Below are 20,806 nucleotides of genomic sequence, written 5' to 3' on the forward strand. Positions count from 1 at the left end.
GCTGCTCATGGCGCAAGACGGTGGTGAGCTGGACAGCCTGGTACGCAAACGCATCCGCGCCCTGCGCGTGGCCCAGGGCTGGTCCCTGGAGGAGCTGGCCGCCCGCGCCCGGATCAGCCCGTCCACGCTCAGCCGCATCGAGAACGGCCGGCGCCGCCTGGCCCTGGACCAGCTCGTCACCCTCGCCCGCGCCCTGGACACCTCCCTCGACCAACTGGTCGAGACCGCCGCGGACGACGTCGTCTCCCACCCGACGATCGACCGCGCCCACGGGCTGATGCGCTGGCCCGTCAAGGCGGAGCCCGGCATGACCGTCGTACGCCGGCGCATGACCGAACCGCCGCCCGACAACCCCGCGCGCATGCGGGCCCACCCGGGCCGCGAATGGCTCGTCGTCCTCTCCGGCACCGCGGTCCTGCTGCTGGGCAACCGGCGTTTCCGGATCGAGACCCACCAGGCGGCGGAGTTCCCCACGATGCTCCCGCACGCCATCGGCGCCGAGGGCGGACCCTGCGAGATCCTCGGCATCTACGACCGCGACGCCCGCCGCGGCCACCAGCGCGACGAGGGCACTGACGGGACGAACCGCCCGTCAGGACGCTGACGGGATGAACCGCCCGTCGCGGTGAACCCCGTTTGCGTCCCGCGCAACCCCACCGGTCATCGTCTTGCGCGTTCCGAAACCCGCCGGGCCGCGCGTGCCCGGCCCGCTTAGCGTGAGCGCATGACCCACCCCACCCCGCACCCGGCGCCCCACGGCGCTCACCGAACCCACCGGCACGCCCTCGAACACGACGCGACCGACCAGGTGGAGATCCTCGACCTGGACGCGGACGTGCTCGCCGAGCACACCGCGTCCATCACCGCCTGGCTTCCCGTCCGAACCGCTCCCCGCCGCATCGTGGACCTGGGCTGCGGGACCGGGGCCGGCACCCTGGCTCTGCTCCGGCGCTTTCCCGCGGCGGAGGTGACCGCCGTCGACTCCTCGACCGCCCACCTGCACCGCCTGCGGGAGAAGGCGGCGGCGGCCGAAGTCGCCGACCGCGTGCGCATCGTGCAGGCCGACCTCGACGCGAGCACGTGGCCCGAGCTCGGCACACCGGAGCTGGTCTGGGCGTCGGCCTCCCTGCACCACATGGCCGACCCCGGCCGCACCCTGCGCCAGGTCCACGACCTGCTGGCACCGGACGGGCTGTTCGCCGTCGTCGAGTTGGCCGGCTTCCCCCGGTTCCTGCCGAAGAACGCCCCGGAAAACGCGCCCGGTCTCGAGGAGCGCTGCCACGCCGTCCTCGACCGCCACCACGCCGAGCACGTACCCCACCGCGGCGCCGACTGGGGTTCCCTGCTGACCGCAGCCGGTTTCACCGTCGAGGACGAACGCACCGTCGTGGTCGACGCCGGCCCGTCCCGCACCGACGCGGTGGGCCGCTACGCACTCGGCAGCCTGCGCCGCATGCGCGGCAGCGTCGCCCCCGCCCTGACGGCCGAGGACCTGACCGCTCTGAACCACCTGCTCGACACCGACAGCCCGCACAGCATCCTGCGCCGCGGCGACCTGACCGTGCGCACCGAGCGCACCGTCTGGGCCGCACGCCGCACCTGACCGCCGCTGCACCGGGCCGGCCGGTCTTCAGGCGGTGGGCCGACTGGTCCCATCGGTGGGCCGGCCGGTTTCAGGCGATGGACAGGCCGGTCCCAGGCGGTGGAAGAGGCGCGCCACCCGGGTCGCCACCGCGGACCGCCCCGCCCGGGTCGCCACCGCGGACCGCCCCGCCCGGGTCGCCACCGCGGACCGCCCCCGCCCCGGAAGCGGCAAGCAGTCGAACCCGGCCGTCCGCCAAGTCAGTCGGCGGCGTCGACGCGATGGAGAGTTCCCTGGTAGAGAGCCATCCCGGGGAGAGCGACGAGCGAATTCGACGACGCGCCCGCATACCCGGTGATCGTGATCGTGTCGTTCTCGACGAGCCGGACCTCCACCGTGACATCGGGCAGGCAGCCCTCTTCGGCGGTGCCGGCCGTCGGATCGTTGGGGTGCGTCTCCGTCACCTCGAAGGTCATGCGATCGTCCCGGACGGACTTCAGCCGCCACTCGCGCGAGCACCCCCGGTCACGCCCCTGGCCGTCGCGTCTCCAGTCGACCGCGCGCTGGTCCGCGGCTTTTCCCTCGCCGACCGAGGCCCGGTGGATCGTCACCGCGTCGGTCCCGCTCTCGCCGCCCAGCGTCATCGTCACGCGCCCCCGCCAGGTGCCCAGATACGCGTCGGGCACGTCGTTGCAGCCGGGGAAACGATGGCCGCTCAGGCCGCACACGGTGCGCGTCGGGTTCGGCAGCAGCCAGGCCGCCATGCCCGCCAGCAGGGCCAGAACGCCGACGATGACACCCGCGCGCTCCCACGAGATCCTTCTGCCGCCCTGTCCGCCGCCCGTTCGCGACGTCTGCGGATCCCCCGCCGCGCCGTCCTCATCGGGCGCGCTTCGGCGCCCGTCATTCCGATTCCGCCCCGGCCCGTCTGGTTCGTCAGGCCCGCCCGGTTCGCCCGACCCTTCTGGCCTGCCTGACCCGCCCGGCCCGTCGCCTTCTCCCGGCTCGCCGCCGAGGTCCGGATCCGGTTCGCTGGAATCCCCGTCCCCAGGTGGGTCGTCCGGGGCCGTGGCCGCGGACGACCCCGGCTCGGGCTCCTCCGGCGGCTGCACCCGTCCTTGGACATCTCCGCTTTGCCCGTCCAACCGGCTCCCCCAACTCACAGGCGAAGACTGCCGACTTGCTTCAACGAGTATGTAGCAGGAAAGGCGTCACGCACTCGGCGGTAGAAGTTTCTATGCCCTTTGGCCGGGCGTTGTTCGGGAAACACGTGCGGTCGCTCACGGTGTACCTCGTGCGCGAGGGGTTTCTATGCCCTTTGAGCGGGCGTTGTTTGGAAACGGTGGGCTTCTTACTGGCGGCACTCCTCATCCGGTTTCTATACCCTTTGGGCGGGCGTTGTTTGGAAACCCTCGGCGGATCCTACCCTCTTCCACCTGCGGTGACGATGTCCGTTGCGCGGAACGGGCGTGGAGGCGGCCTGCCGGGCTGTGACGTGAGCCGCATCCGTCTCGTCGGGTGTCGTGACCTGCGTAAACACCGCGCGCGGAAAGTGGCCGTACGGCCGGTCTCGGCGTGAGGGCGGTGACGCTCGGCCGGAGGGGAGGTCACTGCAGGGTCACCTCCACCGTCCCCAGGCCGTGGGTGGTCTGGGCGCCGACGCCCGCGGCCATGGCGAACAGTGAGAGTGCGGTGAAGAGTTGCCATGCCCGTGGACTTGGCCCGTGCTGGTCGAGAAGCCGGAAGACCGCTGTGCCGGTGAAGCCGATCCGGGTGCCGGAGGCGGGGCTCACAGGGCTGGAGGAGATGTCGTGGGCGGAGAGGGCCACGGTCCCGAGCAGTTCTTTTTCCTCCACGTCCGTCAGTCGTGCCTGTGGTGGGGCGAAGAGGTTCCAGCGCCGGATCAGGCCCCCGTACAGCAGCACGGGGTCGGGCAGGGGGTGCCAGCGGCCGTTGCGGGAGAAGTAGGTGACCGAGCGGAAGTCCAGGACGGCTCGTTCGGCGGGCGGTACCCGGACGAGTGCCGCGTACGGCATGAGGTCCTCGTGCGCCGAGGCGACCGTGAAGAACTGCGCGCCCAGCCGGATGCGGGTTCCGGTCAGCCGGGTCAGGTCGGGGCGTGGGGTGTCGGGGAGCCAGCCGAGGCGCAGTACGGCGGTCGTGGCCCTGCCGTGCGGCGCGTGGCTGCGCGCCGGGGCGGCCATGAGCGGGGAAACCGTGTAGGGCTTGTCCTGGGCGCGGTGGTCGGTGCCCGCGTGTTCGAGGAGTGAGGCGGCGAGGCCGTGCAACTGCCTGGGCGGGACGGGGCGTTCGGCGTCGGGCCGGTCCGCCTCCAGTACGAGGGTCCAGCGGGAGGGCATCAGGGCATCGCCCCTCGGGTGGGGGCGGACGGCTCTGGGCGTTCGCCGACGAAGGTGGCGGGTGTGGCGCCGGTGAGTTCCAGAAGCTGGATGCGGGGAGTGGGGAGATCGTGGTCGGGGCGGCCCACTTGATGGTCGTCGGGCTGCCAGGGCAGACCGGGACGGATACGGACGTGGACCCGGACCGGTCCGCTCCCGGGGCGGCCCCCGTCGCCGGGTGGGGCGTCGTCGGGTGGGGCGTCGCCGGGTTCGGGGCGCAGTACGGCGGTCAGGGCGCGGCCGTCGTCGAGGCGGGCGCGGAGTGCCCATCCGCCGGCCCAGGCCCACAGGTGGGTGGCGGCAGGCGGCCGCGCGGGCAGGGCGGTCGCGGGCTGGAGGTGGAATCCGTGCAGGTCGGACCAGGCGCAGTGGGCCCCGGCGTATGAGGAGTCCGCGGTCAGCAGGGCGCGCAGGGCGGGCCAGGAAAGGGGGCCGAGGCGGTGCAGGCGCATCCAGGCCGTCCGGACGGTGGGCGGCGGTGCGGAGCGTGTCGGGGAACTCGTGCGGCTCATACGGCGGCCTCCGAGGACGGGGAGGACGGGGAGGACGGGGAGGACGAGGACAGGGAGGACGAGGACAGGGAGGACGAGGACAGGGAGGACGAGGACGGGGAGGACAGGGCCTGGCCGATGCGGGCGCGTGCCTCGTGGGCGGCGGACTCCAGGTACTGCGCGGTGGACGCCCGTGACGGGCTCGTGGCGCCGCCGTCGTTCTCGGCGCCGCGCAGGGTGCCGTAGCCGCGGGTGGTGGCGTGGCCGACGCCGAGCGCCCCGGTGTGCAGGTCGTACAGGGCGAGGTGGAGGACGTCCAGGAACAGCGGGTCCGGCGGCGAGGCGTCCGCCGGGGACGGCGGTTCGTCGAGGATCCGCAGCTCGACGCGTGCCTCCTCGACCACCTCGTGGGTGTAGAGCGCCCCGTCGGCGGCGCCCGAGGTGACGCGGTCGAGGGCGACGTGGTTGCGGCTGGTGACCTGCGCGGGGCCGGGGGCGCCGGAACCCGGGGTGTCGGGGGCGAGCAGGGGGGAGTCGAGGAAGACGAGGCGTCCGCGCCGTCCGGTGTGTCCGAAGGCATGGCAGACGCGGCAGGTGTCGCACCCGGCCGCATTCGGTGTTTCCGCCGCGCCGGTCGCGCCGTCCGCGCCTGCCGCACTGGTTGTGCCGGTCGCGCCGGCCGTGTCGGTGGCGTCAGCCGTGTCGGCTGCCCGTGCCGTCCATGGGGACAGCGGAGCGCAGGCGTCCTCGCCGAGGCTGCGGAGGATGAACTCGCATCGCGTGCGCAGCAGCCCCTTCCAGGTGGAGCCGGGCACGACGGGGCGGCCGGCGTGGTCCCGGTGGAGCAGGAACCGCTTGGTGCCGCGTCGGCCGTCACCGGCGGCTTCGGTCTCCTCGGCCGTGCGGCCGGTGCCGATGTGCAGGGCGTCGACGACATCGAAGGCGAGGACGCGGCCCAGCAGGAGCGGGTCTTCGGCACCGGCCTGCGCCGCGTGCGTGCCTTTCCCCGCCCGCTCCGTCGCCTCGCCGCCTGTTCCCTCCGCGGCCTCTCTCTCCGCGGCCTCTCTCTCCGCGGCCCGGTCTCCGAGGACGGCCTGTGTGATGTCGTCGGCGTCGTCGAAGAGGCTCGGGCCGCCCTTCAGCAGCCAGCGGCGGCGGTCGGCCGGGTCGGTGAGGTCGAGCGTGCGGCGGCGTACGGCGGTGAGCCGGCCGCGGCCGTGGCCGGTGCCGCGGGAGCCCCCGACGACCGGACGCCAGGTGGCCAGGATGCGCTCCAGGGTCTCGGCACGCTTCTTGGCGGCCCGGTCGGCTCGCTCGTGGGCCTCGGTTCGTTCCTTCGCCGGAGTGCCGGGGGCGACCGGGTCGGCGTCGAGACGGAGCCAGACCGTGATCTCGGTGCCGGGCGGGAGGAGTTCGCGGGTGAACAGAGCGTTCGGGGCGGGGGCCGCGCGGCGGCGGTCGATGGCGTTGCGGGTGCGGTGCAGGGTCGTCGGCGCGCTGCGCGGCAGCTCGGTGCGGGTGCCGAGGAAGCGTACGGGCGAGGCCACGGGGACGGTGCGTTCGCGCCGGGGGTCCTCCGGGTCGGGTTCCTTGCGGGTGCCGCCGAAGAGGAACAGCACGTCCACTCCTCCGGCCGCCGCATGAGCCCTGAGCGAGCCCGCCAGCGAGGTGGCGGGTACGGCGGGCCGCCCCTCGTGGTCGCGGGCCACGGGCAGGGCGTCGTCCCCGCCGCCGCCCGCGGCCCGGCTCTCGGGAGCGCTGACGGCGCCGGGGGTGTCGAGGGTGAGGGTGAGCTGGTACAGGCTGATGATCACCGGTCGTCTCCCGCGGGGGCCGTGGCACTGCTGTCGCCTCCGTCGGCCGTGCCGTCCAGGCCCGCTCTGCCGGCCCGTACATGGGCTTCGAGGTGGACGACGATGCGGCGGAGCAGCGGCAGTTCGTGGTCCGGCCGCATCAGGACGGCCTCGACGGTGCGGCGCTGACCGGGCGTCAGGTCGGCCAGGTGCGGACGGTCGAGGAGGGCGGTGCTGCGCTCGGCGCCCTGGCCGCGGGCGGTGACGTAGGCGCGCAGCTCGTTCACGAACCACCAGCCGTGCCCGGTCTCGGCGAGCGCCCGGGCGGCGGCCCGCACCCGGTCGTCGTCGGTGAACCCGGACGGCGCGCCGCCCGGGTCCTTCGGGGTGTCCGGTGGCCGCCAGGCGGTGGTGGCCACGGTCAAAGCGCCGAAGCCCTCGGCGCGCCGCAGTCCGAGTCCCCGGTCCGCGAGAGCGGCCACGCGGCGGGGATCGGGAGGTTCGGCGGCTTCGAGGAGGTAGGTGCTGCCCGCTCCGGCGGCGAGTTCCACGGGCTTGGGCAGGTTGGCGGCGGCGTGCCAGCCGCCGACGTGCTCGTGCCGGGTCCAGGAGCGCACGAGGGTGACGGGGACGCCGAGGAGTTCGCCGAGTCCGCCGGTGTCGGGCACGGTCAGGGGCAGCCCCGAGGAATCGGTGAACAGGGCGGGGGCGGTCAGCCGGAGGGCGAGGCGGCGGCCGGTGACGGTGGGGGTGCCGGTGGCGGCGGGGGTCAGGGTGAGGTCGGCGCCGCCGCCGGTGCCGCGCCGCCCGCCGAGGTGGATCCGGTGGCGGGCCGGGCCGGTGAGCCAGGCCAGGGCGTCGGGGGAGAGGCCGGCGGGGACGACGACACGGCCGGTGAAGGTGCGGGGAGCACCGTCCCCCGTACGCGGCCGGATCGCCTCCCGGGTGAAGAGCAGGCCGCGCTCGGCTGTGCCCGTGGCGTCGTCGAGCTGGAGCCGTACTCTCTGGGCGACCAGGTCACGGGCGGACTCGGACGCGTGCACGGACTCGACCGTTCCCTTGGAACGCCTGCCGGGCACCCCGCAGGACGGGCAGCGGTCGTCACCGCGGGTGGGGAACGCCTCGTCCTCGACCCAGGCGGCGCACGCCTCGTCGCGCGGGTACTTGCAGCGCAGCACGGACATCGGCACGGCCTCCCAGCCCGGCGCGTACAGCGGCTCGTAGCGCACCGCGCCCTCGAACAGCTCGGTGAACCGGTCGTACAGGTGCGGGTGGGAGGTGTGCAGCCGGTCCGGTGTGCCGTGGGCGGCGATCCATACGGCGGCCAGCGCGCCGCGCAGCACCGAACCGGGGATGTGCCGGTGGGTGCGGAGGGGGGCCGTACCGGCGGGGCGGGTGCCCAGGGACAGGTGCTGGCGGGCGGTCACGGTGGCCTCGTAGACCCGGAACGCCGGGAACGGGTGGGTGCTCGCCGGGGTGTTCATCGGGCTCCCTCCGCCGGGGTCGTGTCCGGCGCGGAGTCGGAGGCGCGGCCGGTCGTGTCCCGGCCGTTCGAAGGGGCATCGTCCACCGGAGCACCGCCCGCGGGGGTGCCGTCCATCGGAGCACCGTCCATCGGGGCACCGTCCGCGGGGGCGTCGTCCGGCAGGGCGGTGGCGAGGCGGTCGAAGCGGGCGAGGAGGGCGTCGTCCAGGCGCGGCTCGGCGGTTTCGCAGCTCACCCAGCCCAGGCCGCGGCGGCGTCCGGCGCCCAGCTCGTGCACGCCGGCCGCCGCGCAGGCGAGGACGGCGAAGTGGTCCTCCTCGGTCAGGCCGAGCCAGGGCCGGCCGTCGGGGGCGAGAGGCAGCGGGCCGACGCGGGTGACGGTGAAACGGGCGGTGGCCGCGGACATCTCCTCGGCGATCACGAGGTGGTCGCCGAGGGCGGTGCCGGTGGCCGGATCGAGGCCGACCCGGGCGCGGCGGGTGACGGGAGGGGTGACGTCCGGGTCGGGACCCGGATCCTGCGCCTGCGGATCCCGGCCCTGGTCTGCTTCCCGTTCCTGCCCGTACGTCTGCCGCCCGCACGCCTCCTGCCTGTACGTCTCCGGCCCGTACGTCTCCGGCGACCGGTCGAACCGGGCCGGGCTCCAGTGCCACGGGCAGGGGCGGCGGGGGGCGCCGAACACGGCCGCCACGACCTCGGGCCGGTACGGCAGCAGCCGTTCGGCACTGGCCCGCATCAGGCCCTTGAGGGAGGAGGCGGGCACCGGGTCGTCGCGGTCGACGGTGGCGTGGGCGGTGCCGTCGGCATCACCGGTGCCGACGCGGAAAGCGCTGTGGAAGGTGAGCGTCACGATCATGAAGTCGGCCACCACCGGGCGATGCGCAGGGCGTGGGACAAGGAGATGAGGGGCGGCGGGGAGCCGGGGGAGTCGAGGGAACCGGAGGAGCCGGGGAAACTGCGGAAGTCGTGGGTGCCCGTGTCGTCGGGGGGCAGGAACAGGTCGAAGGCGTCGGCGAGTTGCCGGTGTCCGACCCGTGCGCCGACGGTCCGGGCGGCGATCAACGGTCCGTGTGCGCGTACGGCGGCGGCCAGTTCGCGGCGGTGGGCGGCCGGAGTGCGGGCGAGGGCGGCGAGCGCGGCGCGGGTCCGCGCGTCCAGGGCCGCGAGCGGCAGGGCCGGGTCCGCGGTGCCGTGCGGTCCGTCGGCGGTGACGTCCACGAAGTCGACCGAGCAGGCCGCGCCGCTGGTGGCCCGTTTGGCGCGGGTGAGCCGTTCCTCGGCCAGGTCGACGACGAGGTTCATCGGGTACGTGCTGTGGGCGAAGACGATCCCCGCGGAGGCGGTGGGCGGCTCGGGGCGAGGGGCGGGAAGCAGCCGGAGGACCGGCCCGGTGGTCTCCGCCAGCAGGTCGTGGAACATCTCCAGATAGGTGAGGGTGAACGTCCACGCCCGGTCGGCGGGAAGACTGACCAGGACGTCGTCACCGCCCACGACATGCGGGACCACGAGCAGCGGGCCGGTCCTTGCGGGCCCTTCCATCACCTGCTCCGTCGCCAGGTGCAGAGCCATGACGGTGGCTTCGGCCAGTTCGGCGGAGATCGTCTCCTTCGCCCGTCTCAGCTCGGCGGAGGCGGAGGCCGCCGATGCGAGCGCCCGGAAGAAGGCGCCGACCGCGTTGCCGTCGATGTACACGGTGGCGAGCTGGGTGCCGCGGGGGCCACCGTCCCGGCTGTGCGCGCCGCTCCCGCCGCCCTTGGCGGCTCCGCCCCCCGTACCCTTCCCCGCACCTTGCCGGGTGTGGTCCAGGTCCAGGGTGTGTTCGGCCAGTTCCTGAAGCGTGTCGGGGGCCGGCGCGCATCCGATCGCCTTCTGCAGCCGGGATTCGGCGCTGGCGTCCCCGTCACCGCGCCGCTCGCGCGCCAGGGCCCGCCGGTCGTGGGCCAGACGCCGCGCGCAGTCCGGGCAGACGGCCTGCTCACGCCGTTCGCCGGGCACTTGGGCGGTTCCGGCCGCCGGGTCCGTGTGGCAGAGTCGGCAGGGCTGGGCGAGCGGGAACTCGGCGGGTGCGGGCAGCTCGACGCGGACCTCGCCGCGCGCCTGCCGCGGAACCATGTCCCGCATCCGCGCCGCGAGATACGACTCGCCCGTGCCCCACACCGCCTCCAGCTCCGCGCCGGGGAACTCCTCCCGCAGCCCGGCGAACACCGCGTCGATCACGTCCTGGACGAGCCGGTCGCGTGCGTCCAGGGAGTCCGGGGCGTGCGGGGCGTGCGGGGCGAGACGCAGGCTGATGACACCGTCGGCCCGGCCCGCCTCCGGGTTCGCCTCGGCCAGCCCGGCCAGGCCGGGAGGCAGCGCGGCGGCCACCGCCTCGCTGTCGGTCGCGCGGGCCAGATGGTCGCTGGCGGCGCGGCGCCCGCGCAGCTTGGCGGTACGGGCGAGGTAGCGCTGGATGCGGACGAAACCGATGTCGATGTAGACGTGGGCGTGGCCGAGCCGGGCGCGGGTCCTGTCCGCCGCATGCCGCGGGCCTGGTGGCCGCTGTTCCTGCCGGGCGTGCTCTTCGCCGGTGACGGTCATGCTCGCGGTCGTCCCCCGTTCCGGTTCCCGTTGCTGTCCTCGCTCCGGTCGCCGACTCCGCTGTCGGCTCCGCCGTCGGCTCTGCGTAGCCGCTCCATGCCCTGCTTGCGCTGGTCGGGGTCCGGTACCACGTCCAGGCCCAGATCCCGCGGCGCGGCGGTGACGGGCGGCAGGCTCTGCAGTGGGTGGTACACCTCCTTGTCCGGCTCCTTGGGCTTCGGTTCGCCGCGAAAACCCCTGCTCTGCTTCCAGAACTCGAAGCTGGTCATGAGGTTGCCGGGCGGAAGGGGGTCCTGCTCGGGCAGTTCTCCGGCGGGCGGGTACCACACCAGGTGCGGGGCGGCCCGGTCCAGGGTCAGCGCGTGGCGGAGGGCCTTCCAGGTCGCGCGTACGGCGTCGGGGACCGCGTGTGCGAACGCGGCGACGGCCTGCTCCGGCTCCACCTCCCCGGTGTCCTCCTCCACTCCCGCGTACCGGCCGAGGGCGCTCTCCACGCGCAGGGCGGTGATCCGCGAGGTACAGGTGCCGAAACCGAGGGGGCGCCCGCCGCCGAGGGCGAACCCGAGGGTGCCGTCGTCCTCGCCGGGTTCGCCGAGCGCGTACTGCGGGGCCAAGGCTGCCAGGACGCCGCCGAGTTCGGCGAGATCGAGGTTCTCGTAGTGGACGGTGAAGCGGAAGCGGGCCCCGGCCGGGACGGCCTCGGCGCGGGTGAGCATCCGGTTCTCGCGGCCGTCTTCCTGGGCGTACAACTCGTGGAAGACCTGGGGCCGGTCCGCCGTGGCACGGAAGTACGGGCGGCGGCCGGGACGGCCGGTCAACCAGTACTGCTTGCGTCCGCGCAGGAGGCGCTTCCCCTGCTCGCGCGCGTCCAGGGCGGATCCCCACTCGCGCAACGGGTCGGCCTGCGGCTCGGGTTCGGGCACCTTCCTGCCCGTGGGGTTGGTCAGGTAGAACTGTCCGGCACCGGGGCGAGGCGCGGAGAGCGGGGGGAGGGCGTAGGCCACGGGTTCGACGGCACCGCCGCCGGACTCACCGCCTGTGCCGGCTCCGCGGTCCCCGCGCACCAGCAGACCGTCCGAGAACCGCAGATGCCCTCGGTACGACCGCTGCCGGGCCGCCGCGTCGTCGTACGACCGCTGCCGGGCCGGCGCGCGGTCGGGGTCGTCCGTCTCGGCAGGGCCGTCCGTGTCGGCGGGGTCGTCCGTCTCGGCAGGGTCGTCCGTGTCGGCGGAGCCGAACACCCGGCAGGTGGGGCACAGTTCGCGTGCGTCCCGGCACGGGTGCAGTACCTCGGGCACCCGTTCCCCGGCGGTGTGCTCGCCGCCGGCGTGGCGCCAAATCCGGGACAGCGAGATGTCCTCGACGGTCACCAGGGGAAGTCCGGACTCCTTCGACTTCCCGGCCGCCCTGCCCAGCCGGACCCAGACCACCTGCCCTTCGAAGAGCCGCCGCCGGACGGGGATGCGCCTGCCGACGAGTTTCGGTTCCAGGCCGAGGTTCTTGGTGGTCCGGGCAGGGAAGTGGACAGGCACCGGCTCCGGCTTCTCGGCGTAGGCGGTCCCTTCCTGACGGGCCCGGCGCATGTCGTCGGTGCCGTCGACGGCATCCAGGAACCGCTGCCACACCCGGTCCCAGTCCGGACCGGTCCGCACTTCGCTGCTGCGCGCCGAGAGCTTGCCGACCGCGCAGAAGTACCGGGTGGACACCCAGCCGTACGTCTTGTTCCTGCGCTCGCCCGGCCGGGCGTTGCTGTCGGTGACCAGCACCACCCAGGTCGCGCCGCGCCGGACCTTCGCCTGGTCGGTGAGCTGCCAACGCGAGACGGGAAGGTTGTTGTTCTTCCCGAAGGAGACCTTCTCGCCCTTCGACTCCAGGTGCACGGTCGCCCCGGTCACCACGGCCTCCGCGCTGCCCAGCACGTCCTCATGGGCGAGGAGTTCGGCGGGGACCCAGACCTCCTCCGCCTCGCAGACGTTCAGCCTGGTCGGGCGCCCGTCCCGGTCGACGGCGTCCACACGGGCCAGGCGCCAGCCCCTGCGGTCGCGTGCGACGTCGCGGTAACCGGGACGGAAATCCGCGTCGAAGACCCTCAAACAGCCTCCGGCGAGCGCCTCGTGCAGCGAGCGCACCGCGCCCGCGAGGGACGAGCCGGGCACAAAGGGCACGGCCCGGCCCTCCGCGTCCCGCCGCCGGGGGAACGTCCCCTCCTCACCGGGCCTGATCCCCCGCAACAGCAGCGGACTGCGGGCCGTCAGCTCGACCTCGACACTGCCGCTGAACCGGCCGGGCGCGAGCCGGTCGTGTCCGGCGGGCGCGGCGCGGAGGGCGCGGCGGTCGCCGGGGTCGGGGAAGGCGGGGAAGGGGACGAAGGTGTACGGGTTGATGAAGACGTCGGCCCGGTCGTCCCCGGCACGGCCGCCACCGGGGCGGGCGCCTCGGCCCGTACGGTTGTCGGCGCGCTTGCCGCCCCGGCTGTCCGGGCGGCTCATCGGGCCACCCTCGTTCTCGTTTCCGTGCCCTCCCGGGCGGGCCGCTGGTGGGGCACCAGGTCGGTCTGCCGCCCCAGCAGGTTGCCCAGGGCCAGGACGACCGCCACGGGGCCGTCGGTGAACAGCCAGCCGCGTAACGGGTCGCCCTGCTCCTCGAGTACCTCGGCCATCTGCCGCCGCCACTCCTCGTTGACGTACCGGATCAGCGCCTCGTAGATCTCACGCCGGTCGGGGACGTCCCCCGGCCTGGTGGCGAAGACGAGGGCCCCGGCGCAGCGGTTGCGGTCGATGTCGGCGGGGCTGTTCTGACGGGGGAAGCGGTACTCCGGGTGACGGCCGTCGCGCGCGGCGGCCAGCGCCTTCTCCCGGGTGCCCACGATGTGCCCGGCCAGCGGCAGGACGAGGGCGATCCGCCGGGCCGTGACCCCCTCGGGCTGCTCGAACGGCACCCATTCCGGCCCCTCGGTCACCGGATCCCGTACCAGCACCTCACGCAGCAGCTCCTTCTGCGAAGGCGACGGCGGATCGGCGAGGTCGCTGTGCAACCGCAGGGCCTCGACGATCCCGACGCCGGCCCGGCGGGACTGCATCATCAGACTCAAGCGGGCCTGCCGCTGATCGCGCAGAAGACCACCGAGGTAGTAGGCGTCGGGGTGACGGGCGGTGACATAGAGGGAGACGTCCTCGTGCGACTGGCCGTCCTCCGTCAGCCGGGCCTGCATGACCCGGTGGGCGAACCGGACGCGGTCGCGGACCTCACGATCGTCCTCACCGAGCAGCTCGGAGACGTTGACGGTGAAGCAACCCGCATGCCTCTCCAGGGCGTTCCTCCGCATGGCCTCCAGCCGGGTGACGTCCCAGCCGTCCTCGCCCACCACCAGGACGATCCCCACCCCCTCCTTGCCGTGCAGCAGCGTGGCGCAGACGGCGAACACCACCACGGCGACCACCGCGACGGCCGTCAGCCACCACCAGTCCTCCCCGACCCCGGGCACGGCCTGCACCAGATCCGGCAGCAGTCCCACCGCGAGCCCGGCCGCCACCGACGCCCCGATGGTCAACAGACCCTGCGAGGACGCCAGAAACCGCACCAGCCAGCCCAACCTCCGCGAAGCCAAACGCCGTTCCCTCCCCCTCGCCGCACGGAACGAGTGACGCGCACTCGGCACACCGGCCGCACCTGCCGTGTGCGCTGTTCCGCCCGCGTCCCCGCAGGCCGCCGGTCCGTGTCCGTGCAGGTCACCGGCCGACGCTCGTATGCCGTACGTATCCCGGTCGGTGACCGTAGCAGGACGGATACCGGGAAGCGGACAGTTCCGGGAAATCTTGGTGGAAGAGGGTGGGAGAGGGATGATGGGGGTTCGGAGGTCATCCGAGGTGACAGCGGCCGCTTCCCCCGGACCCCCGAGGCGTCAGGCCGGCTGCGATGTTCCGTTACCGGGTACTTCCCGGTCGGCGTTTCGAGGCAGTTTCCGCGTAGGGCATCTCTGCAGGTCAGGTCCATCAAGGAGGCTTGTGTTATGTAGATCGTTATGTAGATCACTGTGCGCGGGAGGGGGTGGCGGACGGTCCTGCGCAACGGGCATCGTTGTTGCGGGGTGCGGCTGGTGGATTTGGAGAAAAGTTTTCGAATGACGTCCGACTGAAGGGCATAGAAAACCAGATGTTGAAATCCGAGTCGCTGGACGCCTCTGAAGGTGTTTTCCGGGCAGCGCCCGGCTGAGGGGCATAGAAACGTGCTTGCGGCGTCAGCGCAGGGCGCTGGGCGTCAGCGTTCCCCAGCAACGCCCGTCGTTCCCCAGCAACACCCATTCAAAGGGCATAGAAACGGTGCTGCGATAGTCGCGACCCTTTGGAGCTCTGTGGCGAGTTTCCCAACAAAGCCCGCTCAAAGGGCATAGAAACCTTGCTCAGTGCCAGTGGGCAAACCGCCCGATGTAGCGGTTTCCCGACTCGATATGCTCCGCGTCGCATGAGTCATGGCAGGGGTCCGATGTCCTGAGGCCCCTGTCGCTGTCAACTGGACGCGGAAGATGAGGCGCGTGTGTCCTGGTGTGGTCAAGGCCGGCCGGACCGCATGACGGCGCTCGGTTGTCGTCGGGACGGCCGGGCGTTCCGCTGTGGCGATGGTCACGAGCGTCTTCGGGGTGCGTTGCGTAGGCTGGCGCCGCCGATCGTGGTGGGGTGGCGCAGGGCCGGTGACGGCTCCGGGCACCCCACAGAGAGGTCTGACGCGCCGTCAGGAAAGTCGGCATCGGGTCAGCACGAGTCCTGGAGAACCTGGGGGAAGCTGTCCGGACGCGCGACTCGCCGTAAGGTGCGGAAACCGCCCTTGACCTGCAAAAACGCAGGCAGGGAGCCTACTTGCAGGAGTGCTCCGATGTTGCGAACCATGTTCAAGTCGAAGATCCACCGCGCCACCGTCACCCAGGCCGACCTGCACTACGTCGGGTCCGTCACCATCGACGCGGACCTGATGGACGCGGCCGACCTGCTGCCCGGGGAGTTGGTGCACATCGTCGACATCACCAACGGCGCCCGGCTCGAGACGTACGTCATCGAGGGCGAGCGCGGGTCGGGGGTCATCGGCATCAACGGGGCCGCCGCCCATCTCGTGCACCCCGGCGACCTGGTCATCATCATCAGCTACGCCCAGGTGACCGACGCCGAGGCGCGGACGCTGACGCCGCGGGTCGTGCACGTCGACGCCGCCAACCGGATCGTCGCCTTGGGCGCCGATCCGTCCGCACCGGTGCCGGGCAGCGACCAGCGGCGCAGCCCGCAGGCCGTCTCGGCCTGACCCGCCCTCGCGCCTGCGCCCATGCCGCCGACGGCGGCACGGGCGGTCGCGCGGACCGGAGCGAGGATAGGGGAAGCGGGGCAGGGAGGGGCGAGGCGGGGACGGGGGCATGGGAAGCAGCCTGTGACCCCGCCACCCGGCCGACCACTCGGACCCCGGCCGCAACCCCGGGGAGTGACTGTACGCGCACTCCTCGGGTAGGCGGGGGAGTAGTCCAGAGCCGACGTCGACCGAGACTGGCCGGAGGACGCCATGACCAATCCGTATCCCGACCCCGCGCCTCCCGGGCCCCTGCCGGGCCCGGAGGATCCCCGCCACCCGGTGCCGACGCCGGAGCCCGGCCCGACCCCGCAGCCGGACCCCGCTCCCGAGCCGCCGCCGCAGCCGGGGCCCACCCCTGCGCCCCCGCAGCCCGGCCCCACCCCGGGACCACCCCCGGAACCCGGTCCCGTCCCGGAGCCGCCCCCGTCCCCGATCCCACCGGGCCCGGAACCGGTCCCGAACCCGGAGCCGGGGCCGCCCCTGTCCTGACACACACCGCCGTCCTGACAGCGCGCAGCACGTCACCGCGGCCGGATCCGCTGCCGACGCTCGCGCTCCGAACGAGGCCGGCCACCTGGCCGCCGCCGTGCTCCGGCCGCCCGACCCCGGAACGGGCGGCCGGACACGGAACGGGCGGCCGGACACGGAACGGGCGGCCGGACACGGAACGGGCGGCCGGACACGGAACGGGCGGCCGGACACGGAACGGGCGGCCGGAGCACGGAACGGGCGGCGGGCGACCCGTCGGCCGCCCGTCGCCCGTTCACGGTGCCGTTCCGTAAAGCTCCCAAAAGCCCAGGAAAGCTCCTAAAAGCTCAGGCTCAGGCTCAGGCCTCCACCTCGGACCGGTCGCCGCCCCACAGCGTGTGGAACGAGCCGTCCCGGTCGACGCGCCGGTAGGTGTGCGCGCCGAAGAAGTCCCGCTGGCCCTGGGTGAGGGCGGCGGGCAGGCGTTCGGCGCGCAGGGCGTCGTAGTAGGCGAGGGCCGCCGCGAAACCGGGCGTGGGGACACCCTGGCGGGTGGCGGTGACCAGCACCTCGCGCCAGTCGTCCTGGGCGGCGGCGATCTCCTGGGCGAAGGTCTCGTCGCTCAGCAGGCTCGGCAGGTCCGGCCGGGCGTCGTAGGCGGCGCGGATGCGGTCCAGGAAGGCCGCGCGGATGATGCAGCCGCCCCGCCAGATCGAGGAGACCGCGCCGAGGTCGATGTCCCAGCCGTACTCCTCGCTGCCCGCGGCGATCTCGTGGAAGCCCTGCGTGTACGACACGATCTTCGACGCGTACAGCGCCTGCTCCACCCGGTCCGCGAACGCCCCGGCCTCGGACCTGTCCAGTGCGGACGCCTTCGGTCCCGCCAGGGAGCGCGAGGCCGCCCGCAGCGCGGCGTGGCCCGACAGCGAGCGGGCGAAGACCGCCTCCGCGATCCCGGACACCGGGACCCCGAGGTCCAGCGCGATCTGCACGGTCCAGCGGCCGGTGCCCTTCTGCTCGGCCTGGTCCACCACGATGTCCACGAACGGCCTGCCCGTCGCGGCGTCCACGTGCGACAGCACCTCGGCCGTGATCTCGATCAGGTAGGAGTCCAGGCGTCCGGTGTTCCAGGTGCGGAAGATGTCCGCGATCTCGGCGGGGGAGTAGCCGGCGACGTCCCGCAGGAGCTGGTACGCCTCGCCGATCAGCTGCATGTCGGCGTATTCGATGCCGTTGTGCACCATCTTCACGAAGTGCCCGGCGCCGTCCGGGCCGACGTGCGTCACGCAGGGCGAGCCGTCCGCCGCCTTCGCGGAGATCTTCTCCAGCATCGGGCCGAGGGACTCGTACGACTCCGGCGAGCCGCCCGGCATGATCGACGGGCCGTGCAGGGCGCCCTCCTCGCCTCCCGAGATACCGGTGCCGACGAAGTGGATGCCCCGCTCGCGCAGTTCGCGCTCCCGGCGCCGGGTGTCGGCGAAGTGCGCGTTGCCGCCGTCGATGATCATGTCGCCGGGCTCCAGCAGCGGCGCGAACTCCTGGATCACCGCGTCGGTCGGTTCGCCGGCCTTCACCATGACGACCAGGCGGCGGGGCCGCTCCAGCGCCGCCACGAACTCCTTCGCGGTCTCGCAGGCGACGAAGTCGCCCTCGCCGCCGAACTCCTCGACCAGCGCGTGCGTCCGGGACGCCGTGCGGTTGTGCACCGCGACGGTGTAGCCGTTGCGCGCGAAGTTGCGGGCGAGGTTGCGGCCCATGACCGCGAGACCCGTGACGCCGATCTGCGCTGACTTGCTCATGAGGTGTGGCTCCTAAGACGTTCCCGAAAGGTCGGAGAGACCTGGTGACCTCGGTAGGGGTGGTTCCGCTCGTGCCCGCCAGTATCGTCGCGGCCGGCGTCCCGGTGGTGGACCGGCACGACCGTGCGCACGGCCCATCCTGACGTGCCGGTACGCCGCCCGCACGCCCGGGGGCGCACGGTGCCGCGCAGGCAGATACGCACCGGGACCCCCGCCGTACTCACGAAGGGCGCGGAAAGAGAAGCGAGAGGGAGAGGCGGGGGACACGGAAGAGGCGCGGAAAGAGACGGGGAAAGAGACGCGGAAGGAACGGCGGCGTACGGTACGCGGCCGCCGCCGTCGCGTCGGCAACGGGCGGCGAATACCGGCCACTTGGCGCGTCCGGCGGCCGATTGCCGTCTTGCCGCGGCCGGTTGGCGGCGCTTACTTTTGCCGCTCCTGACGCATGTCGAGGGGGTCCCATGGCCGTACGCGGACGGCACCGCCGGTACCAGCCGAACAGGATCAACCGCGCCTCGCTCACCGTCACGGCGGGCGGCGCCGGCATGGCGCTGCCGCTCATCGGTGCCGGCGCGGCCCACGCCGCCGACGCGGGCACGTGGGCCAAGGTCGCCGCCTGCGAGTCGAGCGGCAATTGGCACGTCAACACCGGCAACGGCTACTACGGCGGGCTGCAGTTCACCCAGTCCACCTGGGCGGCCTACGGCGGCATCCGCTACGCGCCGCGCGCCGACCTGGCCACCCGCGACCAGCAGATCGCCGTGGCGGAGAAGGTCCTCGACGGCCAGGGCCCCGGTGCCTGGCCGGTGTGCTCCGTGCGCGCCGGACTCACCCGCGGCGGCCCCGGCCCCGGCGTCCACCCGGACGGCGACGCCTCCCGGATCGCCGCCGACAGCACCCACGGCACCCACAGCATCCGCAGTGTCCGCAGCACCCGCGACTCGGTGCGCGACGTGCAGCCGCAGACCACGCCCCAGTCCCGGGCGGGCAGGTCCGAGATGTACACCGTCGTGCAGGGCGACACCCTCTCCGGCATCGCCGGCCGGCAGCACGTCAGCGGCGGCTGGCGGCAGTTGTACGCGGCCAACCGGGCCACCGTCGGCGCCGACCCGAACCTCATTCTGCCGGGCCAGCGGCTCACCCTCGACACCGGCAAGACCGCGAAGAAGGCCAAGGACAAGGCCAAGGACAGGGGTAGGGACAGGGGCGAACCGTCCGCCCCGCACCGCAGCACGTCCGCGTCCCGCTCCCCCGAGAAGACCTCCCGTGAGAAGACCTCCCACGAGAAGACCTCCCGCGGCAGCGCCGCGCACACCCTGGTCGCGCCCGTCACCGCGTCCGTGGGCACGCCGTACCGGGCCGCCGGGTCGCACTGGTCGAAGGGCTACCACACCGGCGTGGACTTCCCGGTGCCCACCGGCACCTCCGTCAGGGCGGCCGGGGCCGGCCGGGTCGTCACCGCCGGCTGGGGCGGCTCGTACGGCTACCAGGTGGTGATCCGGCACGCCGACGGCCGCTACACCCAGTACGCGCACCTGTCGGCGATCTCCGTGAAGGCCGGGCAGGCGGTCACCGCCGGGCAGCGCATCGGCCGCTCCGGCTCCACCGGCAACGTCACCGGGCCCCACCTGCACTTCGAGGTGCGCACCGGGCCCGGCTTCGGCACGGACATCGATCCGCTCGCCTACCTGCGCGCCGGCGGCGTCAGGATCTGACCGCACGCGGCCGGTCCCGCTCCGGGACGGGCACCGGCAGGCTAGGACCGCCGTACCAGAACCAGGCGCCGCACGACCCGACGCCGTACGCGCCGGCGGGGATACTCTCCGCGGACGGCCGCCCGGCGCCGTACGCGGACGGCCGCCCGGCGCCGTACACAGCGTCGCCGGTGTCGACGGCGTCGTGCCCGGCGTCGGCGGCGACCGCGTCCCGCGCCGCCGGCTCCGCCGCCCGAGGGCCGCCGGAGCCGGCCTCCTGCCGCCCGTGCCCGCGTTCGCGTCCGTGCCCGCATTCGTGCTCCTGCTCGTGCTCCTGCATCCGCTCCGTCGTCAGCAGGATCAGTCCGCCGGCCGCGACCACTCCGCAGCCGAGGGCCAGGACGGTGCCCGCGGTGCCGTGGCGGAAGGTCTCGCCGAACACGGTGAGGCCGACCGCGGCCGCCGCCACCGGGTTGACCACCGTCAGCGTGGCCAGCGGCGCCGCCAGGCCGCCGCCCCGGTAGGCGGCCTGCGACAGCAGCAGGCCGGCCGTGGCGAACACCGCTATCGCCGCCACCGACGGCAGGTCCCCGCGCACGCCGCCGTCGGTGACGTCGACCGCGACGGTCTTGGTGAACACGGACGACATGCCGAAGGCGATGCCGGAGGCGGTGGCGAGCAGCCCGCTGCGCACCGCCGGATGCCGGTGGGCCGCCCCGCCCGCCGCCGTGAGCGCCGCCACGGCACCGCCGGTGACCAGGGCGAGCAGCAGCCGCTCGGCCGTGCTCGGCGACTGCGCGGGCGAGGAACCGACCAGGGAGAGCAGACCCGCGAGACCCACCGTCGCCATCAGGGCACCGCGCCAGGCGACCGCCCCGGCCCGCCGGCCCACGAACAGCGCCGCCATGGGCAGCGCGAAGACGATGGTCAGCGCGCCCAGCGGCTGCACCAGGCTGAGCGGACCGCAGGCCAGCGCCACCACGTGCAGCAGGCCGCCCAGGCCGTTGAGCGCGACCGCGCCCCACCAGCCGGGCCGGCGCAGCGCCGCGTACGCGGTGCCGGAGCCGGTCACCGCGACACGCTCCTGCACGATCGCTCCGCCCGCGTAGGCGACCGCGGACACGAGCGACAGCAGCACGGACAGCGCGAGGGCGCTCATCGGCTGCTCCTCTGCGGCAGGCGGG

General features: G+C 73.7%; 15 protein-coding genes. 4 read left to right on the top strand and 11 right to left on the bottom strand.

What is annotated here, in order from left to right; translation table 11 throughout:
• The first annotated feature begins 7 nt into the window (after positions 1 to 7).
• Positions 8 to 604, top strand: a complete 597-nt coding sequence (locus IE225_RS10515) for a helix-turn-helix domain-containing protein (RefSeq protein WP_190057149.1) — start codon at positions 8 to 10, stop codon at positions 602 to 604.
• Between the two features lie 120 nt (positions 605 to 724).
• A complete protein-coding gene (locus IE225_RS10520; RefSeq protein WP_190057150.1) occupies positions 725 to 1,603 on the top strand; it encodes a class I SAM-dependent methyltransferase in 879 nt (292 codons plus the stop codon).
• A gap of 239 nt (positions 1,604 to 1,842) precedes the next feature.
• Here IE225_RS10520 and IE225_RS10525 read toward each other — a convergent pair whose 3' ends face one another.
• The 9 genes from IE225_RS10525 to IE225_RS10565 all read right to left on the bottom strand — a co-directional run bounded on the left by IE225_RS10525 (position 1,843) and on the right by IE225_RS10565 (position 13,937).
• Positions 1,843 to 2,346, bottom strand: coding sequence for a hypothetical protein (locus tag IE225_RS10525; protein WP_190057151.1), 504 nt, complete (start codon positions 2,344 to 2,346; stop codon positions 1,843 to 1,845).
• 843 nt (positions 2,347 to 3,189) lie between these two features.
• Entirely contained in the window at positions 3,190 to 3,942 is a 753-nt protein-coding gene (gene cas6, locus IE225_RS10530) for a CRISPR system precrRNA processing endoribonuclease RAMP protein Cas6 (protein ID WP_190057152.1), read from the bottom strand.
• Positions 3,942 to 4,493, bottom strand: a complete 552-nt coding sequence (locus IE225_RS10535) for a hypothetical protein (protein ID WP_190057153.1) — start codon at positions 4,491 to 4,493, stop codon at positions 3,942 to 3,944. Before IE225_RS10535 ends, cas6 begins: the two co-directional genes overlap by 1 nt.
• Positions 4,490 to 6,286 (bottom strand): RAMP superfamily CRISPR-associated protein, encoded by a 1,797-nt coding sequence (locus tag IE225_RS10540; RefSeq protein ID WP_190057154.1) that lies wholly within the window; start codon positions 6,284 to 6,286, stop codon positions 4,490 to 4,492. Before IE225_RS10540 ends, IE225_RS10535 begins: the two co-directional genes overlap by 4 nt.
• Positions 6,283 to 7,749, bottom strand: coding sequence for a type III-B CRISPR module-associated Cmr3 family protein (locus IE225_RS10545; protein ID WP_190057155.1), 1,467 nt, complete (start codon positions 7,747 to 7,749; stop codon positions 6,283 to 6,285). Before IE225_RS10545 ends, IE225_RS10540 begins: the two co-directional genes overlap by 4 nt.
• Positions 7,746 to 8,618 carry an RAMP superfamily CRISPR-associated protein gene (locus IE225_RS10550; protein WP_190057156.1) on the bottom strand — a complete coding sequence of 291 codons (873 nt, stop codon included), beginning with the start codon at positions 8,616 to 8,618 and terminating at the stop codon, positions 7,746 to 7,748. Before IE225_RS10550 ends, IE225_RS10545 begins: the two co-directional genes overlap by 4 nt.
• Positions 8,603 to 10,330: a Cas10/Cmr2 second palm domain-containing protein gene (locus IE225_RS10555; protein ID WP_190057157.1), complete on the bottom strand. Its 1,728-nt coding sequence runs from the start codon at positions 10,328 to 10,330 to the stop codon at positions 8,603 to 8,605. Before IE225_RS10555 ends, IE225_RS10550 begins: the two co-directional genes overlap by 16 nt.
• Entirely contained in the window at positions 10,327 to 12,819 is a 2,493-nt protein-coding gene (locus IE225_RS10560; RefSeq protein ID WP_190057158.1) for a TIGR03986 family type III CRISPR-associated RAMP protein, read from the bottom strand. Before IE225_RS10560 ends, IE225_RS10555 begins: the two co-directional genes overlap by 4 nt.
• Positions 12,816 to 13,937: a hypothetical protein gene (locus IE225_RS10565; protein ID WP_190057159.1), complete on the bottom strand. Its 1,122-nt coding sequence runs from the start codon at positions 13,935 to 13,937 to the stop codon at positions 12,816 to 12,818. Before IE225_RS10565 ends, IE225_RS10560 begins: the two co-directional genes overlap by 4 nt.
• 1,262 nt (positions 13,938 to 15,199) lie before the next feature.
• Between IE225_RS10565 and panD the strand changes: the two genes are divergently transcribed.
• Complete coding sequence (gene panD / locus IE225_RS10570; RefSeq protein ID WP_190057160.1) at positions 15,200 to 15,619, top strand: aspartate 1-decarboxylase; 420 nt, start codon at positions 15,200 to 15,202, stop codon at positions 15,617 to 15,619.
• Positions 15,620 to 16,488: 869 nt separating this feature from the next.
• Here the strand turns inward: panD and gnd are convergent.
• The gene (gnd, locus tag IE225_RS10575) at positions 16,489 to 17,928 is read right to left on the bottom strand and encodes an NADP-dependent phosphogluconate dehydrogenase (protein ID WP_190057161.1); all 1,440 of its coding nucleotides are present in this window, start codon (positions 17,926 to 17,928) and stop codon (positions 16,489 to 16,491) included.
• A gap of 461 nt (positions 17,929 to 18,389) precedes the next feature.
• Between gnd and IE225_RS10580 the strand changes: the two genes are divergently transcribed.
• Entirely contained in the window at positions 18,390 to 19,643 is a 1,254-nt protein-coding gene (locus IE225_RS10580; RefSeq protein WP_190057162.1) for a transglycosylase family protein, read from the top strand.
• Here the strand turns inward: IE225_RS10580 and IE225_RS10585 are convergent.
• A complete protein-coding gene (locus IE225_RS10585; protein WP_190057163.1) occupies positions 19,633 to 20,781 on the bottom strand; it encodes a DMT family transporter in 1,149 nt (382 codons plus the stop codon). The two genes, IE225_RS10580 and IE225_RS10585, sit on opposite strands and share 11 nt — an antisense overlap.
• Between the last annotated feature and the right edge of the window lie 25 nt (positions 20,782 to 20,806).

It is taken from the genome of Streptomyces echinoruber (assembly GCF_014651135.1).
Classification (GTDB): Bacteria; Actinomycetota; Actinomycetes; order Streptomycetales; family Streptomycetaceae; genus Streptomyces; species Streptomyces echinoruber.